Origin of the sequence: Niameybacter massiliensis, assembly GCF_001282685.1 — a bacterium.
In the GTDB taxonomy this organism is placed as follows: domain Bacteria; phylum Bacillota; class Clostridia; order Lachnospirales; family Cellulosilyticaceae; genus Holtiella; species Holtiella tumoricola.
Genome location: NZ_LN875035.1, coordinates 227,621 through 249,569, shown reverse-complemented (window position 1 = coordinate 249,569; position 21,949 = coordinate 227,621). Strand labels below are relative to the sequence as shown.

Below are 21,949 nucleotides of genomic sequence, written 5' to 3'. Positions count from 1 at the left end.
ATGACAGCAGGAATATTATTTGGCGCACTGATTTTGTTTTTGTTAATGTCTATTCCTATAGGAATCAGTTTGGGACTAAGTTCTTTAGTTTGCATTTTGATGGAGCAACCTATTAGTATGGAAACTTTTACCCAGTCTATGATGCAAGGCTTAAATTCTTTTCCATTAATGGCGGTACCTTTATTTACTTTTGCAGGCGAGATTATGGGGCAAGGTGGTATTTCTAAACGCTTATTAAATGTAACTAAGATTTTTGTAGGAAGATTTACAGGCGGTTTGGGAATTGTTACCATCATTACTTGTTTATTTTTTGGAGCAATATCTGGTACAGGATCTGCTGCCGTTGCAGCTATAGGTATTGTAATGATACCCACTATGGTAAAGGCCAATTATGATAGAGGATTTTCAAGTGCCTTAGTTGCTACAGCTGGTACAGTAGGGGTTATTATCCCACCTAGTGTATGTATGGTAGTCTATGCTGTTGCATCTGGTGCATCTATATCTAGTTTATTTATGGCAGGGATTTTGCCAGGCTTACTCATTGGTCTAGTACTTATTATCTATACCATATTTTATTCTAAGAAAAAAGGTTATAAAGGTGAACAGACAAAGTATACTTTCAAAGAAGCAATGCACATTATAGGAGAGGCAATCCCTGGATTATTGATTCCTGTTATTATTTTAGGGGGAATCTATGGTGGTATTTTTACACCAACAGAAGCAGCTGCTATTGCAAGTGCTTATGCAATTATTGTAAGTATCTTTATCTATAAAGAAGTACAGTTCAAAGACTTAATGGGCATTGCTTATCGTTCATGTTTAATGTGTGGAACGGTATTGGTGATTATTGGTATCTCTACAGGTTTTGGAAGGATTTTGACAATTACACAAGTTCCTGAACAAATTGCAGAAGTTATTTTATCCATAACAAATAGTAAGATACTTATTTTACTCCTTATCAATCTACTTTTACTTATGGTAGGAACGTTTATGGAAACCAATGCAGCCATTATTATTTTAACACCAATTCTTTTACCTGTTGTAACGGTATTAGGTGTGAACCCCATTCACTTTGGGATTATTATGATCATGAACTTAGCGATAGGTTTTATTACACCACCATTAGGTGCCAACTTATTTATGGCATGCCAAGTTGGAGATATTACCTTTGATAACTTAGTGAGGAAAATCTTCCCTTGGATAGTGGTCATGATTATTGTTTTAATGATTGTTACCTTTATACCAGAGATTTCACTTATTTTACCAAGGATACTTGGAATGAATTTATAAGAAGAAAAGGGGATGTTGGCTAAGCTAACATTTCCTTTTCAAAAATAATAGGAGGTCTATATGGTTCTTAGTCTTTGGCAAGAAAAGCAAATTAATCAAACTTTAGAAGAACGCTTAAAGCAATTGAAACATAAAATCATTGTGCTCGATGATGATCCTACGGGTACACAGACAGTGAATCGTGTGAACGTATTTACAAATTGGCAAAGAGAGACTTTACTGGAATGTTTTAAAAGTGATGCAAGTATGTCTTTTATTTTGACCAATTCACGTAGTTTTTCTGTAGAGGAAACAACCAAGATACATCATACAATAGGAACAGACCTTGCAATGTGTGCCCAAATAGAAAATAAAGATTTTCTGGTCATTAGTCGTGGTGACTCTACACTCCGTGGACACTATCCTTTAGAAACAGAAGTATTAAAGGAGAGTATTGAAGCACATGTGCCTTATCGCTATGATGGAGAAATCATTATTCCTTTTTTTGAAGAAGGTGGTAGGAAGACTATTGACAATATTCATTATGTAGAAGTTAAGGATAGCCTTATTCCAGTAGGTGAAACAGAGTTTGCAAAAGATAAAAGTTTTGGTTTTTGTGCTTCTAACCTTTTGGAATGGTGTGAAGAAAAAACACAAGGGCGTTATCAAAAAAGTGAAATGGTTAGTTTTTCCTTAGAAGAATTGCATCACTTAGATTATCAGGCATTGACTAGAAAATTAATGGGCGTCAATAATTTTAATAAAATCTTTGTAAATGCAACCAGTTTATTAGATATTAAAATTTTTGTGATTGCACTTATTGATGCAATCAAACAGGGCAAACATTTTATGTTTAGAACAGCTGCCTCTTTTGTAAAGGTTATAGGTGGTATAGAAGACCAACCTTTATTAAAAAAAGCAGATATTGTTGAAGGGAACAACACGAATGGTGGGATTGTGGTAGTAGGTTCTCATGTAAAGAAAACATCTCAGCAGTTAGAGGCACTTAAAAATTGTGGTCTACCTTTTACAACGGTAGAATTTGATGTCAATGTGATCTATAATAGAGAAAAGACCAAACAAGAAATCCACAGGATTGTGGAATTAACGGAAGCAGCCCTTCAATCGGGAAGAGATGTACTTTTATATACAAGTCGCCAATTGATTAAAACGTATACAACGAATAAAGATGAGATTCTAAAGACTTCAACCAATATATCAAATGCTTTGACAAGTATTGTGGAGCAATTACAAGTACGACCTAAGTATATTATTGCCAAAGGAGGTATTACTTCAAGTGATGTAGCTACCAAGGGCTTACATATTCAAAAAGCATGGGTACTCGGGCAAATAGCTAAAGGAATTCCTATATGGCGAACAGGAGAAGAAAGTAAGTTTCCTCAAATGGCCTATATTATTTTTCCAGGTAATGTAGGTGAACAAGATACACTAAAAGAAATTGTAGAAGTGCTTCATGATTATACCTAATAAAACGATGAGTCCACTACCAAAAGGGGAAATGCCTCTTTAGTAGTGGATTATCTTTTGGGGCGAATAAAAATGTAAAAATATTACCTCTTCAAGTAAAAAATATCCCTTCAAAAGTAGTAGGTTTATTTCTTATAATGAAACTATAAAAAGAGAGAACAAGGGGGAAATGTTATGAAAAAGGTTTTACACAAATTACTTCCATTATTATTAACAGTACCTATGATGGCAACCATGGTAGGATGTAGCCAAAGTAACACGCCTGCACCTAGTGAAACACCTTCTAGCACACAAGAGAGTCAAAAAGGGAATGGCCAAGTGACTTTAACCATGTGGAGTATTGCAACAGAAAGTGATGCCTTTAATCCAGCCTATACAAAAGCAATTGCTGATTATGAGGCAGCCCATCCAGAGGTTAAGATTGTACATGAAACTTTTGAAAATGAATCTTATAAGACCAAGATCAAATCAGCCGTAGCCGCCAATGAACTTCCAGATATCTTTTTCACATGGGGGGGAGGATTTTCTGAACCATTTATCGCTTCAGGTAAAGTCTTAGAATTAGATAGCTACTTTACAGATGAATACAAAACTCAACTTCCTATAGCAGCACTAACGAATGCTACATATAACGATAAACTATACGGTTCAACTTTTACCACACCTGTATCTGCATTATTCTATAATAAGAAAATGTTTGATGAACGTGGACTTACGCCACCAACGACTTGGGATGAACTTGCTAAAGTTTGCCAAACCTTCTTAAGCGATGGTATTACACCATTTGGGGTAAGTGTAAAAGATACATGGGTACTTGCTATGTGTCATGATGCACTTACTCTAAAATCGGCTGGTCCTGAAAAGACAAAACAAGCAATTACTAAGCAAGGGGTAAGCTATAATGATCCAGATTTCTTGGCTTCAGCAACAAAGCTTAAAGAGCTAGTAAATATGGGTGCTTTTCTAAATGGTGCGACAGGTGTTTCAAACGATGAAGCAAGTGCACAATTTTACAACGGTACAGTTCCTATGTACATTACAGGAAGCTGGATGGGAGGTTCTATTTTGACAGATGCTCAGAATCCAGAAGACTTTAGTGTTGCCCCTGTTCCAGTAATCAATAGTAATAATGCTAAAATTACGGACTTTATGGGTGGGGCAGCAGATACTTTAATGGTAGCTCAGTCTACAAAATATCCTGATATTGCAGGTAATGCAGTATTTGAACTTTGTAGAAGTATTTCTAAATATGCTTATTTAGATGGCGCTGGTGTAGCTGCTTGGGAAGTAGATTATGATGATAGTGGCGTAAACCCTATTACACAAAAAATTGCAGAGTTTGCAAGTGAAGCAACCTCTTTCACATTATGGTTTGACACATTGATGGCAGCTGAAGATGCTGGAGAATACCTTGCACTCTTACAAGAATTGTATATGGGGAATATTTCACCACAAGAATTTGTAGAAAGTATGGCGACTCAATTAGGTGAATAAACAAGGTATAAAAGGTACTTCTAGCCATATAGAAGTACCTTTTTATCTATAGAGAAGTATGGAGATAGCCATTTTAGCTAAAGGGGGAAGTCGTACATGGATAAAGTGATGCGTAATAAGTTAGCCATTTTTATATTCATAGCACCAGCAGCAATACTTTTTTTTATGATTATTATTATTCCTATTTTTATGTCAGCATACTATAGTTTATTAAAATGGGATGGTATTACAACAGGAACTTTTTTAGGCTTAGAAAACTATATAACCCTTTTTACAAGCAAGTCTATTGCCTTTCCTAAAGCCCTTTCAAATGTATGTATTTTGGCAGTGTTATCTGTTTTTATTCAGTTACCTATTTCATTGTTTTTAGCCCTTGCACTTGCAAGAGGGATTAAAGGAGAAAGGTTTTTTGTAACGGTTTTCTTCATTCCTGTATTAATTTCAACAGTTGTTATTGGACAGTTGTGGGCAAAAATTTATAACCCTGACTACGGCATTATTAATAGTGGGTTAAATGCCTTAGGATTAAACCACCTGACGCGTGTATGGTTAGGCGATCCAAAGACAGCATTACTGGCTGTTTTTGTACCAATATTGTGGCAATACGTAGGATATCACATGCTTTTACTCTATGCTGGTATTAAGTCTATTTCAAATGATGTAAGAGAAGCAGCTGTTATAGATGGTGCATCTTACTGGCAAACATGTAAATATATTATTATTCCACTTATTAAGCCAATCATCCAAGTGTGCGTTATCTTTGCGGTAACAGGTTCATTAAAGGCTTTTGATTTAATTTATGTTCTAACCAATGGAGGTCCAGCCCATGCCAGCGAGGTACCAAGTACCTTGATGGTATCTATGATCTTTGGTCGTAATCGTTATGGGGTAGGGAGCGCCATTGCTATTTGTATTATCTTCTTATGTTTCTTCTTTTCTATTTTGATAAAGAAAATGTTTAAGGTGGAGGTGGAATAAATGAAGTCAAGTCTAGGAAAAAAAATAGTTTTTGTTATTCTTATAATATGGGCTGCGATTCAACTTTTTCCTCTCTACTGGATGTTTACTTTCTCACTAAAAGATAACTCAGAAATCTTTGGGCAAAATATAATAGGATTACCTAGAAACTGGCTTTGGTCTAACTATAGCGAAGCATTAACAACAGGTAACATGGGACGTTATTTTTTTAATAGTGTGATTGTAACAGGTGGAACTATTTTACTTACAACAATGTTAGCCTTAATGGCAACTTATGCATTAACAAGAATGATTTGGAGAGGCCAAAAAGTAATGAACATCATTTTTATGTTAGGACTTACTGTTTCTATCCATGCGGCCATACTTCCTGTATTTATTATTTTACGTAATTTGAAAATGCTAGATTCTTATCAAGCATTGATTTTGCCGTATTCCGCGTTTGCTTTGTCTATGGCAATCTTGATTAGTGGAAGTTTTATGCAGAGCATTCCCAGAGAGTTAGAAGAATCAGCTTGTATAGATGGATGTAGTGTATATGGTATCTTTTTTAGAATTATTTTACCACTTATGAAGCCAGCACTTTCAACTATTGGTATTTTTGTTTTCTTGCAAGCTTGGAACGAGCTTATGTTTGCTGTTATTTTTATTAGTAGTTCTAAATATAGAACATTGTCAGTTGGGATACAGACCTTATGTGGTGCCTATACAACAGATTGGGGGCCAATAGGTGCAGCACTTGTCATTGCAACTTTCCCAACATTAATTGTTTATTGTTTTATGAATAAAAAAATTCAAGAAAGCTTACTTGTAGGCGCAGTCAAAGGATAGGGGGATTACATATGTTTAATGATGTAGTATGCAAGGAAAAGGCGGTTCAGTTAGTTTCACAAATGACTTTAGAAGAAAAGGCAAGCCAGCTTACGTATAATGCTCCAGCAATACCAAGGCTTAATATACCAGCTTATAACTGGTGGAATGAAGCATTACATGGAGTAGCTAGAGCAGGAACAGCAACGAGCTTTCCACAAGCCATAGGGCTTGCAGCAATGTTTGATGAACAATTTTTAGAGCAAGTAGCAAGTGCTATTGCCGAAGAGGGACGGGCAAAATATAACGAAAGTGCACGTCATGGTGATCGTGATATTTATAAGGGGCTGACTTTTTGGTCACCTAATATTAATATTTTTAGAGATCCAAGATGGGGGCGGGGCCATGAAACCTATGGAGAAGATCCATACCTTACAAGTCGGCTAGGGGTAGCTTTTATTAAAGGGCTTCAAGGTCATGGAGAGCATATGAAAGTGGCAGCTTGTGCAAAACATTTTGCTGTTCATAGTGGTCCAGAGGATTTAAGACATGAGTTTGATGCACAGGTAAGTCCAAAAGATTTATGGGAAACCTATTTGCCAGCATTTGAAGCTTGTGTCAAGGAAGGGCAAGTAGAAAGTGTCATGGGTGCTTATAATAGAACCAATGGAGAACCTTGCTGTGGGAGTTATTTCCTCATTCAAGATATTTTAAGGGAGCAGTGGCAGTTTAATGGGCATTTTGTATCAGATTGCTGGGCCATAAAAGATTTCCATATGCACCATCATGTCACATCTACACCAGAAGAATCGGCAGCTTTAGCAATGGATGCTGGCTGTGATCTAAATTGCGGGAATACTTATTTGCACGTGATGATGGCAAATCAAAATGGGCTTATTCCAGAAGAACAGATTACAAAAGCAGCTGAGAGACTTTTTACAACACGATTTAAGCTGGGTTTATTTGAAGACTGTGAATATGATACGATTTCATTTGACAAGGTAGAATGCCAAGAACATATTGATCTAGCAGTAGAAGCTGCTAGAAAAAGTGTGGTACTTCTTAAGAATGAGAACATCCTTCCCCTTAATAAAAAGCAGCTTAAAACCATTGGTGTAATAGGACCTAATGCCAATAGTCGTCTAGCGTTAAAAGGGAATTACTACGGCACGTCCTCTAGATATATTACCCTATTAGAGGGGATTCAAGATGAAGTAGGTGATGAAGTACGAGTTTTATTTGCCAAAGGTTGTGAGCTCATAAAAAGGCAAACAGAAGGTTTAGCCATGGAATATGACAGAATCTGTGAAGCATTAAGTGTGGCAGAGCATAGTGATGTAGTCATTTTATGTCTTGGATTAGATGAGACACTGGAGGGTGAGGAGTTTGACCAAGGTAATGAAGTGGGTTCAGGCGATAAAAAGGATTTAGAACTTCCACAAGTTCAAAAGAAGCTTCTTGAAAGAGTTGTTGCAATAGGCAAACCTGTGATTTTATGTATGATGACAGGAAGTGCAATGAACTTAAGCTATGCCGAGGCCCATTGCAAGGGCATTTTGCAGGTGTGGTATCCAGGTGCAAGAGGTGGTAAAGCTGTTGCAGATATTTTGTTTGGCAAAACTTCTCCATCAGGTAAACTTCCTGTTACATTTTATCAATCATCCGACCAGCTTCCTGCATTTACAGACTATGCTATGGAAGGTAGAACTTATCGTTATATGAAAGACCAACCTTTATATCCATTTGGCTATGGCCTATCCTATGGTAAAGTGTTCTGTGAAGAGGCCCAAATTATGAGTCCATTAGAGGTTGGACACGATGTAGAACTTCTCGTTAAACTTTTTAATGATAGCTTATATGATACAGAAGAGGTTTTACAAGTCTATGTAAAAAATGAGACCTCTCAATATGCTGTGCTTAATACAAGCCTATGTGCATTTAAACGTGTAGCGCTTAAAGGAAAAGCAAAGGAAGAAGTAAAGTTAACCATTCCATGGAATGCTTTTACAATAGTTGATGCAAAAGGTGAAAGACGCTATGATTCATCTACTTTTAGCCTTTTTGTTGGAACAAGTCAACCGGATACTAGAAGTGAAGAACTTACAAAGATGAAACCCGTACAAGTAAATGTAATATTTAAATAAACCCTAAGAGGCTAGATAAAATGGATAGAACATTTTCCTAGCCTCTTTTTATAAGCTTAATTGATGAAATGGAATGGGTTATTAGAGATATTGATACATTTGTATAGAATATATATGTATAAATATTATAAAAAATATAAAATTTAAAGTTAAATTATGTTAAAATATACTTATGATGCAATCATAAAGGGTAAGGGCCATAAAAGGAGGCAAAAGGTTGTTCAAACGCTTTTTAGACTTAAAACTTAAGCAAAAAATCAAGTACTTATTTCTTTTTATTATTATGAGTTATATGATTATATTTTTTATTGCCTATGCCTTCGTTTTAAAACGCAATATGGTACAATATGCCTTCGAAAATAATTTGAATACCATAACTGCTGTTGGGAATAATCTGGAGACAGAATTTGTGACGATTAATAATGTCAGCAAGTTAATTCTTACAGATAGTATCATTAATAAATACTTAGATAATGGCTATAAAGAAGGCGTGCGTCATGCACAAGAAGCTAAAAGCGCTTTGTTTGATTTAATGAATACTTTTAACCATATTAATTCTATTTATGTCTTTAATAAAGAAGGGGGCTATATTAACGTAAGTCGTAATACGGTTAAGTTAGATTCGGCAAGAATACAAGAACACCAATGGTATGATGAAATTGTTCAAGCTGCAGGTGGTTATAGAATACGCCTAGACGGAGATGGGGCATTTAGTGGAAAAGAGCAGGTAATTTCCTTTATTCGTTTAATGAATGATATTGAAACACAACAACCTAAAGGGATGCTCATTATTAATGTGTCTAAAAGCATTTTTACAAGTACATATAAAGATATGATAGGCGGGAATAAAAGCTTTGGCTATGCTTATGGTAATAAGCTTTTTTGTGGCAACTTAAGTATAGAACAAATTGGAGATTTAGCACTAGAGCAGAAGCACTATGTTCAATACAAAGAAGGATTTATAGTAAATGAAAGTGTTACAGGGTTATACCCAATAGAGAATATGCCTATTACACTTATTGCAGTTGAAAAGATAGGAATTAGTAAGATGATTTCTAAAGAAGCAGGTTGGATTATTGGGAGTATTTTAATACTTACGTTAATAGCAATGAGTATGATAGGTGTTTTTATATCTATATTTATTACCAATCCTATAGAAAAATTGGTTGCAACGATGAAAAGCTTTAAACAAGGAAAGGTTCAAAAAGTATCTTTGTCAGTTGCAAATGATGAAATAGGGGATTTAAAAGAAAGCTATAATGGAATGATTAAGGAAATGAATGACTTGATCACTCAACTTATTAACAAAGAGAAGTTTATCCAAAAAGCAGAACTAGAAGTATTGCAAGAACAAATTAAACCTCATTTTCTATACAATACGTTAGATACCATTGCTTATCTCGCACTTGAAAATGATGCAATCCATGTTTATCAGGCTTTAGAAACATTAGGAAGTTTTTATAGAAAGTTTTTAAGCAAAGGAAGTAGAGAAATAACGATTAAAGGTGAAATTGAAATTATTAAAGACTACTTAAGTCTTCAAAAGTTACGTTATGAAGAGGTTTTTGAAGATGAATATAATATTCAAGACGATCTATTAGACTTTAAAATACCTAAGTTAATTCTACAGCCCTTGGTGGAAAATAGTCTGTATCATGGATTAAGACCTAAAGGGGAGAAAGGACTTATTAAAATTACAGTTGAGAAGTTAGAAGGTCAGATTCATATCAAAGTTTATGATAGTGGAATAGGCATAGATGTGGAGCAGCTACATACCATTATGAATTCTAAAGAGCATAAAAGCTTTGGTCTCAAAGGTACTATTGAAAGAATTCGTTATTATTACAGTAAAGAAGATGTCTTTAAGGTTAGAAGTCAAGTAGGTGTTTTTACAGAAATAGAAATTATCATACCAGTTATCTAGGGGGAAGGTTCATGTATAAAATCATGATTATAGATGATGAAACATCCATTAGAAACTTACTCAAAATTAAAATTAGCTGGACGAACTTAGATGTTGAGGTGGTAGGAGAAGCAGCAAGTGGTGTAGAGGCTATTAATATTATTGATGATCTAAAACCTCATATTGTTTTTGTAGATATTAGAATGCCTTTTATGAATGGCATTGAATTTGCGAAGTTAGCAATTGAACGTTATCCCAAGCTAAAGATTATTATATTAACAGCCTTTGATGAATTTGAATATGCAAGAGAGTGTATTCGAATTGGTGTTAAGGACTATCTTCTAAAACCCGTTGCCCAAACGGATATACAAACCGTATTAGAGAAAATCAAGAGTGAACTAGATCATGAGGTTGAAGAAAAAATGATGGACGAAGACGTAAAAGATGAATGTATAGGCCATGAAGTCATTCATCAAATCAAACAATACATATTAGCACATTATATGGATCCAGATTTGAATCTAACCTCAACTGCCATGCATTTTGGATTTAATCCAAGCTATTTAAGTAGAATATTTAAAGCAGAAGTTGGCGATAGTTTTATTGATTTCTTAACGGAATGTAGAATGGAGAAGGCTAAGCAATTAGCCAGGCGTGAAGTAATGATGTATTGCGCAGCAAAAGAAGTAGGTATACCTGATTCTAACTATTTTGGGAAGTGTTTTAAAAAGTATACAGGTAAGGCCTATTCGTTATATATGAAAGAATAAGCATAAACGACTATAAATCCCCTAAAGAAACATTATTCTTTAGGGGATTTATTAGTAAAAAGTATTAAATAAAAATATATATTATATCATACTAAAAGTGAGATATCCCAATAAGTTGCATTATCTTGGTATTTTATGTAATTTGTTGTTGTATTGATGAAATATTTACTTAAATATGAAAGTTATATATAATAAAATTGTTAAAGATGCAGTGTCTAAATATACAAAAAATGTAGAAATAAGAAAGGAGGAGAGGATGATAAGAAAGTGTAGAAAGTCAATAATTTTACGTATTATGATAATGGCATTAGTCTTAACCCAGATAGGATGTGCGATGAAGAAGGAAGAAATAGGACTATTCTCATGGTCCTTTTCAAGAGCTTTTGAAGAAAAAGAAAAATTGTTTGAAATGATGAAAGAAATGGGAGTGCATTCTTTATATCAAGAATTTCCAGAAGATACACCTCAAGAAGTTATAGTAGATTTTTTAAAATTAGCTAATATGTATAAGATTAATGTTTATTATCTAGCAGGTGCACCTGAATGGGGGATTGAAAAATCTAGTGGAAAGATGATGACATATATTGAGCATATTATAACTCTTAATGAAAGTTTTCCAGAAAGAATAGGGTTTAAAGGTATTATTTTAGATGTAGAGCCTTATCTAACAGATGAATGGGATAAGGATCAAGAAGGTGTTATGAATCAGTATGTAAAGATAATGGAAAAGGCCTACAAAATAATAACAGAAAATCATTTAGAGGGGCTTATCTGTATTCCTTATTTTTACGATAGTCTAGGTTATGAGAAGCAGCTTGAAACATTGGTGCAAAATGGATGTGATACAATAGCTGTCATGAACTACTATAAGGAAAAAGAACAAGAGCATATTGTAAAAGAAATGGAGTTGGCACATCAATATAGTAAGAAGATTATCCAAATCTATGAATTAAAAGCTCCGGGAACACACGGTTTGACAGAAAAGAGTACTTACTACCACGAAGGGTTACAGCCTATCCTAAAGAGTTGGGAGAGCTTGAAGGGCTTTTTTAATTATAAATTATTTAGTTTTGCATTACATGACTATGAGGCACTAAAGGAGGTTGTAAATATTGAATGAGGTATTAAGGCAAGAAAAGAAATTTTTAATTTCGTTAGCTCAATTCTATCAGTATACTCATTATTTCGATCAGATTATACAACAAGACATACACAATAAGGGTGAAGGCTATACAATACGTTCCTTATATTTTGATACATTAGATGACAAAGATTTTACGGAGAAAGAAGAAGGCGTAGAGATTAGACGAAAGATTAGACTTAGAAATTATGGAGCTGAAAGTTCTTTTGCTGTATTAGAGATGAAGCAAAAGCAAGGAAGCATGCAGAAAAAACGCTCTTTGAAGATGCCCAAAGAAGATGCACAAAAACTGGTACAAAAAGATTATAGTGTTCTTTTAAAATACAGTGAACCTTTTGCAGCAGAATGTTATTATTTATTAAATGCATTATGTTATAGCCCGAAAGCGGTAGTAGAGTATAAGCGCAAGGCATATATAGCTAAGGAAAATAATATTCGTATTACATTTGACTATCAAATTAGAGGCACTGAAAGTTATTATGATATTTTTTCTAAAGACCTACTTCAAAATACTATTTTTAATAGTGATTTGGTTGTTCTAGAAGTAAAGTATAATGGTTTCCTTTTAAGCTATTTGAAGGATATTTTACAAGAATGTAATGCAAGTGAGATTTCAGTCAGTAAATACTGCTTAGGACGCTCAGTGAGCAAGCACTATTTATTTTAAAGAGATGCGATAGAACATAATATGGTGATCATACCCAAAAAGGAGAAGTTATGAAAGAATATTTACAAAATGTATTGGAACAAAGCGGAACGCTGGGCTTAGAAGAAATTATAATGTATATTGTAGCGGCAGCACTTATAAGTAGTGCAATTTATATATCATATTGGTATACCCATTCAGGTACTACATATAGTCAAAAGTTTAATGTCTCACTTGTAACACTAACAATATTAACAGCAACAGTAATGACTGTTATTGGGAATAATGTGGCTCTATCTTTAGGAATGGTTGGAGCTCTATCTATTGTACGTTTTCGTACAGCTATTAAAGATTCTAGAGATACAACTTATATATTTTGGGCAATTACTGTAGGGATTTGTTGTGGAGTAGGTGATTTTGTAGTAGCAGGAATAGGTACAGCTGTAACTTTTGTAGTACTTCTTTGCTTAGGACGTGTAAGAAATGAAAATCGTATTTTACTCATAGTGCGTGGTTCATTTATAAAGGAAAGAGAGATTGAATCAATTATTTTTAGTTATTTTAAAGGTAAGGCTGTACAAAGAGTAAAAAATACTACACCATCTCATATCGAACTCATATTTGAAATGTCTAAAAAAGTATATCATTTATCTTATCAACAAGAAACAAGTATTGCAGAAAAATTATATGGTTTAGGGGATATCGAGTATGTAAATATTGTAACCCAAAGTGATGAAATTAGTGGGTGATTCAATTGAAAAATAAAATCATTTATATAGGAGTGTTATGTTTTATACTTATCTTGAGTATTGGGTTGCAATTTCTCGATTTTGAATCTGGCATGAGTAGAGTACATCAACATAGAGTATCTCCACTATCCAAGGCACAAGAGAATGAGGGATTGTTTACAACACATCTACCGATTGTAGAAATTAATACAAAGGGTCAGTTAATACCAGGCTCTCCTATTTTTCATGAGGAAGAGATTACTGGATTTCAAACAGGACCTCAAGGAGAGGAAGAAGTAATAGTAGACTTTTCACTAATAGATAGTCAAGATGGACAAAACAGTTTAGATGATATAAGACAAGTTGTAACAAAAGCAAATATTAGATATAGAGGAAATTCTTCAAGATTTTTTGATAAAAAACCGATGATGATGCATTTTATTGATGAAAATGGAAATGAAAACCCACAAGAATTAGCAGGTTTACCTAAAGATGATGAATGGGTTCTTAATGGTCCCTTTTTAGACCGTACACTAATTAGAAATTATATGTGTCTTAATATTGCAGGTGAAATTATGGAGTATGCACCTAATGTTAGATTTTGTGAGCTCTTTTTAGATGGTGAATATCAAGGTCTTTACTTAATTATAGAAAGTGTGAGCCGATCAACAGCTCGAATTAATATTAGTAAACCAGAGAAAAATAGAGATAGGACAAGCTATATTGTACGTTGGGATCGTGCAGGAAAAGGTGATCATGAGCTTAATAATTTAACTACATATACTTTTAAGTCAGATGTATCGGGACTAGATGTACGCTATCCTGGAAAAAAACTAATTACACCCGGACGTATGGCGTATATAGAGAAAGATATAAGTAAAATAGAAAAAGTGATTTATTCTTATGATTTATATGAAAGTGACTATAATTATTCTGAATATATTGATGTCAGAGCTTTTGCGCAATACTTCATTATTAATGAATTTTTTGGAAATGTAGATGCTGGGCGATTTTCAACTTTCTATTACAAAGATATAAGAGGAAAGCTTAAACCCTGTGTATGGGACTTTAATAACGCCTGTGATAATTATATTGATTATACTTGGGATGAAGCAGGATTTACTATGTTAAATGCTCCTTGGTTTTCTATGTTAATTAAGGATCAGGTCTTTGTGGATAAGATAATTGATGAGTATCATAGGCTACGTCAGGGTGTGCTAAGTGAAACCTATTTATTAAACTATATTGATGAAACAATTGCTTATTTAGATGATGCCATAGAGCGTAATTATCAGGTATGGGGATATGTTTTTGATTTAGATAACGCCGATGGACTTAACTTCCTTTCACCGATAGAAAGGAATTATCCCAGCTACGAAGAGGCGGTTGAACAGTTAAAAGACTATATTATCCAGAGAGGTCGTTGGCTAGATGAACATATAGATACCTTATATCAATATGCTCATCCATCAAAGAATTCTCATTTTTATAATCAATAATAGGATGAGATGATGGAAGGAGGTTATTATGAAAAAGTTTTTTATTAGCGTTTTTGTAATTCTAAGTATTATTTTAGGGCTAGATTATGGTATCTATTATAAAGGTATATACATGAAGGGGGGAGAGGATAAGCCTTTAACTATTCAGGTACGTACTAATGGGCAAATGATTGAATACCAGAATCAAGAAGGTAATTATGAAGCATTAACTATTAAAGGGGTTGAGCTTACAAACAGTATTCCAGGTCACTATATTACAGATTATGCAATAAATGAAACAACTTATTTAAGATGGTTTAGATGGATACAAGAAATGGGTGCAAATACGATTAGTATTCCCAATATTATGGATGAGAATTTTTATCATGCACTTTATAACTATAATACTCAAAATGAGTCACCTTTATATGTATTACAAGGAATTTCTATTACAGATTATGCCAATAACAATAAAGAAGATGCATATAGTGAAGGCTTTTACCAAGCTTTAAAAGAGGCAGGAATGGGAGCGGTAGATGTTATTCATGGAAAGAAAAAAATTCTAATTAATAAAGGAATAGGAACTGGTCATTACAACAAAGATGTATCAGAATGGGTACTTGGATATATTTTGGCAACAGATTGGAATGCAGATACAGTGGCTTATACAAATCATAATGGGTATGACGCAATATATGATGGTGAATACATACAAACAACAAGTGATGCAACAGCATTTGAAGCAATGCTTGCTAAAATCATGGATCAAATGATAGATTATGAAAGTGAAAAGTATCATGTACAACGTCTCATATCTTTTATGAATAGCCCAGTGATAGATCCATTTGAGTATGATAAACATTATGCAAAACAGCTTGGTAAACATACTCAGCTAGATGCAGAAAACCTTAAAGTGAAAAAGGCATTTAAGTCTGGCTATTTTGCTTCTTATCGTGTATATGATTTTTGTGAAAATTTTTATGACTATTTTTCAGAAGAACAAAAAGAAAGATTATTAGATACTCAACAGGTAGAGGAGCTACAAGGGGAGACTTATGATGGATATGTTAGATTACTTAATGCATATCATACAATACCTGTTATAGTGGGATATGGATTTTCTTCATCTAGAGGTGCTGTAAAAAGTGGTCCATTATCGGAGTTTGAACAAGGTAAAGCCCTAGTAAAGGGGTATGAAGACTTTATAAAAGCAGGATCAGCCGGCGTTGTAATATCTGCTTGGCAAGATATATGGGGGCAATCAACCTGGAATACATCATATGCTGTAACACTAAATAATAGACATTATTGGAATGATATACAATCTTATAACCAAGGTAATGGTCTATTAAGTTTTGATCCAGGCGAAATTCAATCAATATGCTATATTGATGGTAAGAACTCAGAGTGGACAGAAGAAGATGTAATTATAGAGCATGACGGAATGCAACTATCTGCAAAATATGATGAACGTGGGATCTATCTTTTAATACAGGGAGAGCAAGTTAATAGTAAACAACCCCTTTATATTCCTATCGATACTACAAAGCAAACAGGTAGTTCAGATTGTGAGCAATATCTTTTACAATTTGAAAAAAATGCAGATTTTCTTCTTGTACTAGATGGACCAGATAATAGTCAAGTATTAGTTCAAAAACGATACGAATCTATACGCGCAAATTATTCAATCGAAACAACAGGAGTAGATGCTTATGTAGAAGTACCAGAAGCATCTACACCATTATTTGTACCCATTCACATGATGAGTAATGACAAAGATTTAATAGGACTAGATGAAACAATTAAGGAGATACAATCTAAGCGTTTAACTGACGTATTGGAAACAGGTAAGCTTCATTATGGTAATGGAAATCCAGAGAGTGAGACATTTAATTCCTTAGCAGACTTTTATTATGGAGAGGATTTAATTGAAATACGTATTCCCTGGCAACTTTTAAACTTTTCTGACCCTTCACATATGCAAATTCATGCAGATTATTATCGTAACTATGGTGTAGAGCATACATCAATTGATGAACTATATATAGGTATTGCAAAAGCTAATAGAAATAAGCATGAGCCTATTCCTATGGAAGCCTTATCACTCAAAGGATGGGGACAAGATGTAGCATATCATGAGCGATTAAAGCAATCCTACTATATTGTGCAACAAGCATGGGGAGGGAGTAAGTAATAATGATGAGTATAGGTATTGAAGTCCTCGTATATATATATGGAACCATTTGTTTAACACTAGTAGCATATAGTATATTTTATAAGGTACAAGAAAGGAAAGTAAATCAATTAACCAGTAAGAGAACAATCTTTTGGGAAGAAGCAATCAAGGAGCAATGTAGAGGATTAGCAAAAGGAAATAAATGTTCAGAAAAACATAAAAAATTTCTATGTAAGAAGCTTATTCATTTGAATCATCTTATAGCTTTTCAGCATGCACTTCAAAAACAGCAAGACGAACAGATAGATATATTAGATGACTACATTATAGAAATAACTTCGATTTTTGTATTTTTAGGGATGGAATATAGTAAAAAAGAGGATATGGAAAAAGCATATCTAGCTTATGTGATTTCTCTCTTTTGGCCATGTCATATGAAAGAACATCATAGAATGATGGATATTTTAGTTTCTTATCTAATTGAGACAACAGTTTATTGTAGAGAAAATGTATTGCAAGCATTGTATCGTATAGGTAATATACAGGCAGTAGAAAATGCTTTAAGGATTTTGAATGATCATCACTATTTTCATCATTCTAAACTTTTAGCAGATGGACTTATAACCTTTTCAGGTAATCAGAAATTTCTTGCACAAGTATTATGGAAGTCTTGTAAGGAATGGGATGATGAGATGGTTATTGCAATTATTCAATTTATCACCAAGTGTGATGAAGACTTTACAGAACTTTTTTGGGAGATGATGAATGATTCAAATGTACAAATAGAGATTCGGCTAGCACTTATACGTTACTACAAAAAGCATTATTATGAACCTGCTGGTAAGCAATTGTGTCAGTATATAGAAGAAAGTGATGAGAGAAATGTAATATTAGGTATTGTGGCTACTTCGGCATTAGAAAATTATCCGGGAGCCACTACCATGAAAGTACTTAAGAAGGCATTACATCATAGTGATTGGTACATAAGGCATAATGCAGCCATAGCGCTAATTCATTTAGGCATCACTGGTGAAGAAATTGATGAAATTCTAAAGGGTGCTGATCATTATGCAAGTGAAATGCTAAGTTATATGCTTAGAACAATGGCTTTGAATGATAGAGAGAGGATAAGGCAAGTGTCATGATAGGAATAGAGAAGTTTTTTGATTATGTTTCTATATTTTATATTATATATCTTATTTTTTATGCCACTTTTTTATGGATTGGTGTAATAAGTGGAGGCTATCGCCTTTATCAACGCAATCGAATGAAGAAGGTTCAAAATGAACTTAGGCATAAATTTTATTTTCCAGTTTCGATTTTAATTCCAGCTTATAACGAAGAAGTCACTATTGTTGATACAGTGCTATCATTGATGCATTTGGATTATCAATTATATGAAATTATAGTAATTGATGATGGTTCAAAAGATGGTACAGCTCAAGTATTGATAGATCATTTTCGAATGGAAGAGGTGAATAGGCCTATTCGAAAAAAAATACCTTGTCAAACTCACGAAGCTATTTATGAATTTAAGAAAGGAAAAGTTAAGCTTACCCTAATTAAAAAGAAAAATGGTGGTAAAGGTGATGCTTTAAACATGGGCATTAATGCAGCAGAAAGTCCCTATTTTTTATGTATGGATGCAGACTCTATGCTGCAAAAAGATTCTCTAGAAAATATTGTGAAACCCTTATTGGAAAATGATAAAATTGTAGCCGTAGGAGGATTAGTGCGAATTGCCCAATGTGTACAAATAGTAAGGGGGGAAGTGACAAAAGACCACTTATCATGGAGGCCTATTATTGGTGTTCAAGTAATGGAATATATGCGTTCCTTTTTTGCGTCTCGGATTTTATTAGATCACTTTAATGGTAATCTTATTATTTCCGGTTCATTTGGCCTTTTTAAAAAAGATATAGTTATTGCCGTAGGAGGATATGCAACAGATACTCTAGGTGAAGATATGGAGATTGTTGTAAAATTACATTCATTTTGTAGAAACAATAATATCCCTTATACTATAAAATATGAGCCGAATGCAGTTTGTTGGAGTCAAGCCCCAACAAGGTTGCGAGATTTAATCACACAAAGACGCAGATGGCATCTAGGATTACTCCAGTGTATGATCAAATATCGTCAAGTATTTGCAAATTCTAGATATGGGATGATAAGTGCTATTTCATATATGTATTATTTATTTTATGAACTATTATCACCTATTATAGAGGTAGCAGGGATACTGATTATAGTATTAGGATGTTCTATTGGTTTATTAAATATGAAGGCTATGGTACAATTTTTTATTCTTTATACTCTTTATAATATACTCCTAACACTTACGGCTTTTTCTCAATGCGCCTATGTACAAAGCTTGAAACTTACTTGGGGTGATATGTTTAAAGCACTTATTATGTGTGTCTTAGAAAATGTATTTTTCCGATATCTTATATCTTTTACTCGAGTTATGGCTTTCATTGGTTATAAGAAAAGTAAAAAGACATGGGGAACGATTCAAAGAACTGCCCAAAATAAAGTAGTTGAGAGATCATAGAAAATAGGAATGTATCACGCATAATAGGTAATATTGTGCAAAAGATTTAACATAAAAATAATACAAACATATTTTATAATGAATGTAGAAAGGTAGGAATAAAATCCTACCTTTTTTCCTTTAATGTGCATAAGGAGATTGTACTGAATTAAAGGAATCCTTTTAAACAATACATATATACCAGAGGCTTATTAAATCACAATAGTGGTACTTAGAATTTTTATTATAAAAATACAAAGGTAGTTACTGTTAGCAATCATAGTTGTGATACTAAGTACACGTTACTTATTCCATTTGCTCTGAATTCATAGATTCTATGTGTAGCTTATAAAGCACTTTTAGTTAACTCTAAGTTGTATAGTTTGATGGTAGGATAAAAATGTATAAGTGAAATGAGACAAAATGAATAGATCTTATATCGTTGTCACATGATGACCTCTCTAGATGGAAAAATTCTGGGGTATTATATGAATACGCCAGAAGGTAAGAGTGCAGGTGATGCATTTTATGAAATAGCTTTTGGTAAAGCCCCCTATTATCAGCATCTAAGATAGCTATCAGGACATATTACAACCGATGATAATTTTACATTTTACGTGAGCCTGATTTAGATGAACAGGCTCCTAGTGTTCTAAGTGAAAATTATATTATTAGATCAACTTCGTCTATGTACTATATTTCTATTGATCCATCAGGCAAGCTTGGATGGGAAAGCAATAAACTTACTTATATCAATACGACAGTAGATATTATTGAAGTACTTACGGAAAAAGCAAGTAATGCCTATAAGGCATTTTACGTAGATTGGACATTTCTTATATTATTGCAGGCGAAGAAACGTTGGATTTTGAAATGGTACTTGAGAAACTTAATAATCTATTTGGGATTGAAACACTTATGTTGGGTGGTGGGGGCGTGCTGAATTGGTTCTTTTTACAGATTGGGCTATGCGACGAAGTAAGTATAGTAATATCAGCAACAGCAGATGGTTCTTGTTCTTAGAAAGAGAAGGATTAAGTAATAGTGTACCTATAAGTTTTGAACTTGAGAATACACGAGCAATGTAGGATGGAAGTGTATGGCTACGTTATAAATTACGAAAAAGTAATTAAATAAAAGTTTAGAATTATTTTATTTAAGAGAATGAAGATCTTAGTAGTAAAAAAACTTGATATATGATGTAGGAGGGTTGACAGCATTGTCTGCCGATCGATCAACTATAACAGTTAAAGCAGGTTATGTTTATGAGGTATGCTATACACTTCAAGGAAGTACATCTAATCAAAGTAATCATTTTCAGATAACACCTTATATTGATGGTGTACTTCAAATTATGTTTCCTACGTCAGCAGCAAGTTATGAGACTTCTAATAATTCTATTTGTTCAGTTTCATCATGTTTTTATGTTATTGCAACAACAGATAGCCGTGTGCAGCTAAAAATGGCTACTTCTTTAACTACACCCATAAGCTATATTGGAAGTATATTCATTAGACCTTTTGCAACGGTATAATTAAATAAATATAAAATGTGTAAAATAGGACTATATATGTCCTATTTTAGTTTTATGATAGATAAGAAACCTTTTAAAGAAGGTTGATTCATAAAAAATCCTGTATATACTATGCTTTATAAGAAAAAACAAAATATGAGATTAATGTAAGTGGAAAAGGATAGAGAACAATGAGATTGATAGAAATACTCTTTTACTTATTAAAATGTAATTCTAAGACTACAATTAAACAACTAGCAGAGCGATTTAATGTTTCTCCAAAAACAATACAAAGAGATTTAGATAAATTATCAGTTCTTGGAATTCCCATTATTTCTTATAGAGGGATAAGTGGAGGAATAGAATTAGACAGAAATTATATTATTGCTAAATATGTATTAACTGAAAATGATTATGAAGATTTAATATTATCCTTATATATATCTGAAAATATAGCAAGCCATTTAAAAAAATCAGATCTTATTGAGAAATTTAAACTTGTTAATCATAATCGATGTGATCAGATATTAAGTAACTTAGAACAAAGATTTATAATTGATCTAGATGAGCAACAAGCGATTAGTGAAAAAGAAGTATGTAAGATAATTAATTCATGTTTAGAAGATAAGATATTTGTGAAGTTAGAACTTAAAGAAATGAGTATAGAAGTGGTTCCTATTAGCTATGTTTTAAAAAAGGAGGGAATCTATCTCTATTGTTATGCGAAAACGTATAAATTGATTTCAATAGATCATATATATCAAGCTTCAAAAAGTTCTCATTGCTATGATGGAGTGTTTATTCAGTATAAGGAAAATAAAGATAATTTAAAATTATTGTAGTTGTTCTTAAAGTTTTATAAGTAGAATGAGAGAAAATTT

19 protein-coding genes are annotated in these 21,949 nt (G+C 33.3%); all 19 read left to right on the top strand.

The features are described 5' to 3' along the window. The 19 genes from BN2390_RS06740 (at nt 1) to BN2390_RS06655 (ending at nt 21,910) form a co-directional block, all read left to right on the top strand. Nucleotides 1–1,290: a TRAP transporter large permease gene (locus BN2390_RS06740; RefSeq protein ID WP_053983593.1), complete on the top strand. Its 1,290-nt coding sequence runs from the start codon at nt 1–3 to the stop codon at nt 1,288–1,290. A 60-nt stretch (nt 1,291–1,350) separates the two neighbouring features. Further along, nucleotides 1,351–2,757: a four-carbon acid sugar kinase family protein gene (locus BN2390_RS06735; protein ID WP_053983592.1), complete on the top strand. Its 1,407-nt coding sequence runs from the start codon at nt 1,351–1,353 to the stop codon at nt 2,755–2,757. A 174-nt stretch (nt 2,758–2,931) separates the two neighbouring features. Beyond that, nucleotides 2,932–4,251 (top strand): extracellular solute-binding protein, encoded by a 1,320-nt coding sequence (locus tag BN2390_RS06730; protein ID WP_053983591.1) that lies wholly within the window; start codon nt 2,932–2,934, stop codon nt 4,249–4,251. A gap of 96 nt (nt 4,252–4,347) precedes the next feature. Then, nucleotides 4,348–5,229, top strand: coding sequence for a carbohydrate ABC transporter permease (locus BN2390_RS06725; RefSeq protein WP_053983590.1), 882 nt, complete (start codon nt 4,348–4,350; stop codon nt 5,227–5,229). Beyond that, complete coding sequence (locus tag BN2390_RS06720) at nt 5,230–6,057, top strand: carbohydrate ABC transporter permease (RefSeq protein WP_053983589.1); 828 nt, start codon at nt 5,230–5,232, stop codon at nt 6,055–6,057. An 11-nt stretch (nt 6,058–6,068) separates the two neighbouring features. After that, nucleotides 6,069–8,180 carry a glycoside hydrolase family 3 C-terminal domain-containing protein gene (locus BN2390_RS06715; protein WP_053983588.1) on the top strand — a complete coding sequence of 704 codons (2,112 nt, stop codon included), beginning with the start codon at nt 6,069–6,071 and terminating at the stop codon, nt 8,178–8,180. 217 nt (nt 8,181–8,397) lie between these two features. Beyond that, the gene (locus BN2390_RS06710) at nt 8,398–10,104 is read left to right on the top strand and encodes a cache domain-containing sensor histidine kinase (RefSeq protein ID WP_053983587.1); all 1,707 of its coding nucleotides are present in this window, start codon (nt 8,398–8,400) and stop codon (nt 10,102–10,104) included. An 11-nt stretch (nt 10,105–10,115) separates the two neighbouring features. Beyond that, nucleotides 10,116–10,853 (top strand): response regulator transcription factor, encoded by a 738-nt coding sequence (locus BN2390_RS06705; RefSeq protein ID WP_053983586.1) that lies wholly within the window; start codon nt 10,116–10,118, stop codon nt 10,851–10,853. A gap of 256 nt (nt 10,854–11,109) precedes the next feature. After that, complete coding sequence (locus BN2390_RS06700) at nt 11,110–11,973, top strand: hypothetical protein (protein ID WP_053983585.1); 864 nt, start codon at nt 11,110–11,112, stop codon at nt 11,971–11,973. Then, on the top strand, nt 11,966–12,661 hold the full coding sequence (locus BN2390_RS06695) for a polyphosphate polymerase domain-containing protein (RefSeq protein ID WP_053983584.1): 696 nt from the start codon (nt 11,966–11,968) through the stop codon (nt 12,659–12,661). Before BN2390_RS06700 ends, BN2390_RS06695 begins: the two co-directional genes overlap by 8 nt. A gap of 50 nt (nt 12,662–12,711) precedes the next feature. Continuing rightward, nucleotides 12,712–13,389 carry a DUF4956 domain-containing protein gene (locus BN2390_RS06690; protein ID WP_053983583.1) on the top strand — a complete coding sequence of 226 codons (678 nt, stop codon included), beginning with the start codon at nt 12,712–12,714 and terminating at the stop codon, nt 13,387–13,389. A gap of 92 nt (nt 13,390–13,481) precedes the next feature. Further along, nucleotides 13,482–14,867, top strand: coding sequence for a CotH kinase family protein (locus tag BN2390_RS06685; RefSeq protein ID WP_082238905.1), 1,386 nt, complete (start codon nt 13,482–13,484; stop codon nt 14,865–14,867). A 28-nt stretch (nt 14,868–14,895) separates the two neighbouring features. Further along, nucleotides 14,896–17,040, top strand: a complete 2,145-nt coding sequence (locus tag BN2390_RS06680) for a hypothetical protein (RefSeq protein ID WP_053983581.1) — start codon at nt 14,896–14,898, stop codon at nt 17,038–17,040. Between the two features lie 2 nt (nt 17,041–17,042). Further along, complete coding sequence (locus BN2390_RS06675) at nt 17,043–18,167, top strand: HEAT repeat domain-containing protein (RefSeq protein WP_053983580.1); 1,125 nt, start codon at nt 17,043–17,045, stop codon at nt 18,165–18,167. Beyond that, on the top strand, nt 18,164–19,576 hold the full coding sequence (locus tag BN2390_RS06670) for a glycosyltransferase family 2 protein (protein ID WP_053983579.1): 1,413 nt from the start codon (nt 18,164–18,166) through the stop codon (nt 19,574–19,576). The genes BN2390_RS06675 and BN2390_RS06670 overlap by 4 nt, the downstream gene beginning before the upstream one ends. Before the next feature lie 428 nt (nt 19,577–20,004). Next, nucleotides 20,005–20,130: a hypothetical protein gene (locus BN2390_RS22230; RefSeq protein WP_278308258.1), complete on the top strand. Its 126-nt coding sequence runs from the start codon at nt 20,005–20,007 to the stop codon at nt 20,128–20,130. Between the two features lie 250 nt (nt 20,131–20,380). Further along, on the top strand, nt 20,381–20,578 hold the full coding sequence (locus BN2390_RS22050; protein ID WP_242847651.1) for a dihydrofolate reductase family protein: 198 nt from the start codon (nt 20,381–20,383) through the stop codon (nt 20,576–20,578). Nucleotides 20,579–20,774: 196 nt separating this feature from the next. Continuing rightward, nucleotides 20,775–21,089, top strand: a complete 315-nt coding sequence (locus BN2390_RS06660; protein ID WP_053983578.1) for a hypothetical protein — start codon at nt 20,775–20,777, stop codon at nt 21,087–21,089. A 170-nt stretch (nt 21,090–21,259) separates the two neighbouring features. Continuing rightward, complete coding sequence (locus BN2390_RS06655) at nt 21,260–21,910, top strand: helix-turn-helix transcriptional regulator (protein ID WP_053983577.1); 651 nt, start codon at nt 21,260–21,262, stop codon at nt 21,908–21,910. Nucleotides 21,911–21,949: the final 39 nt, after the last annotated feature.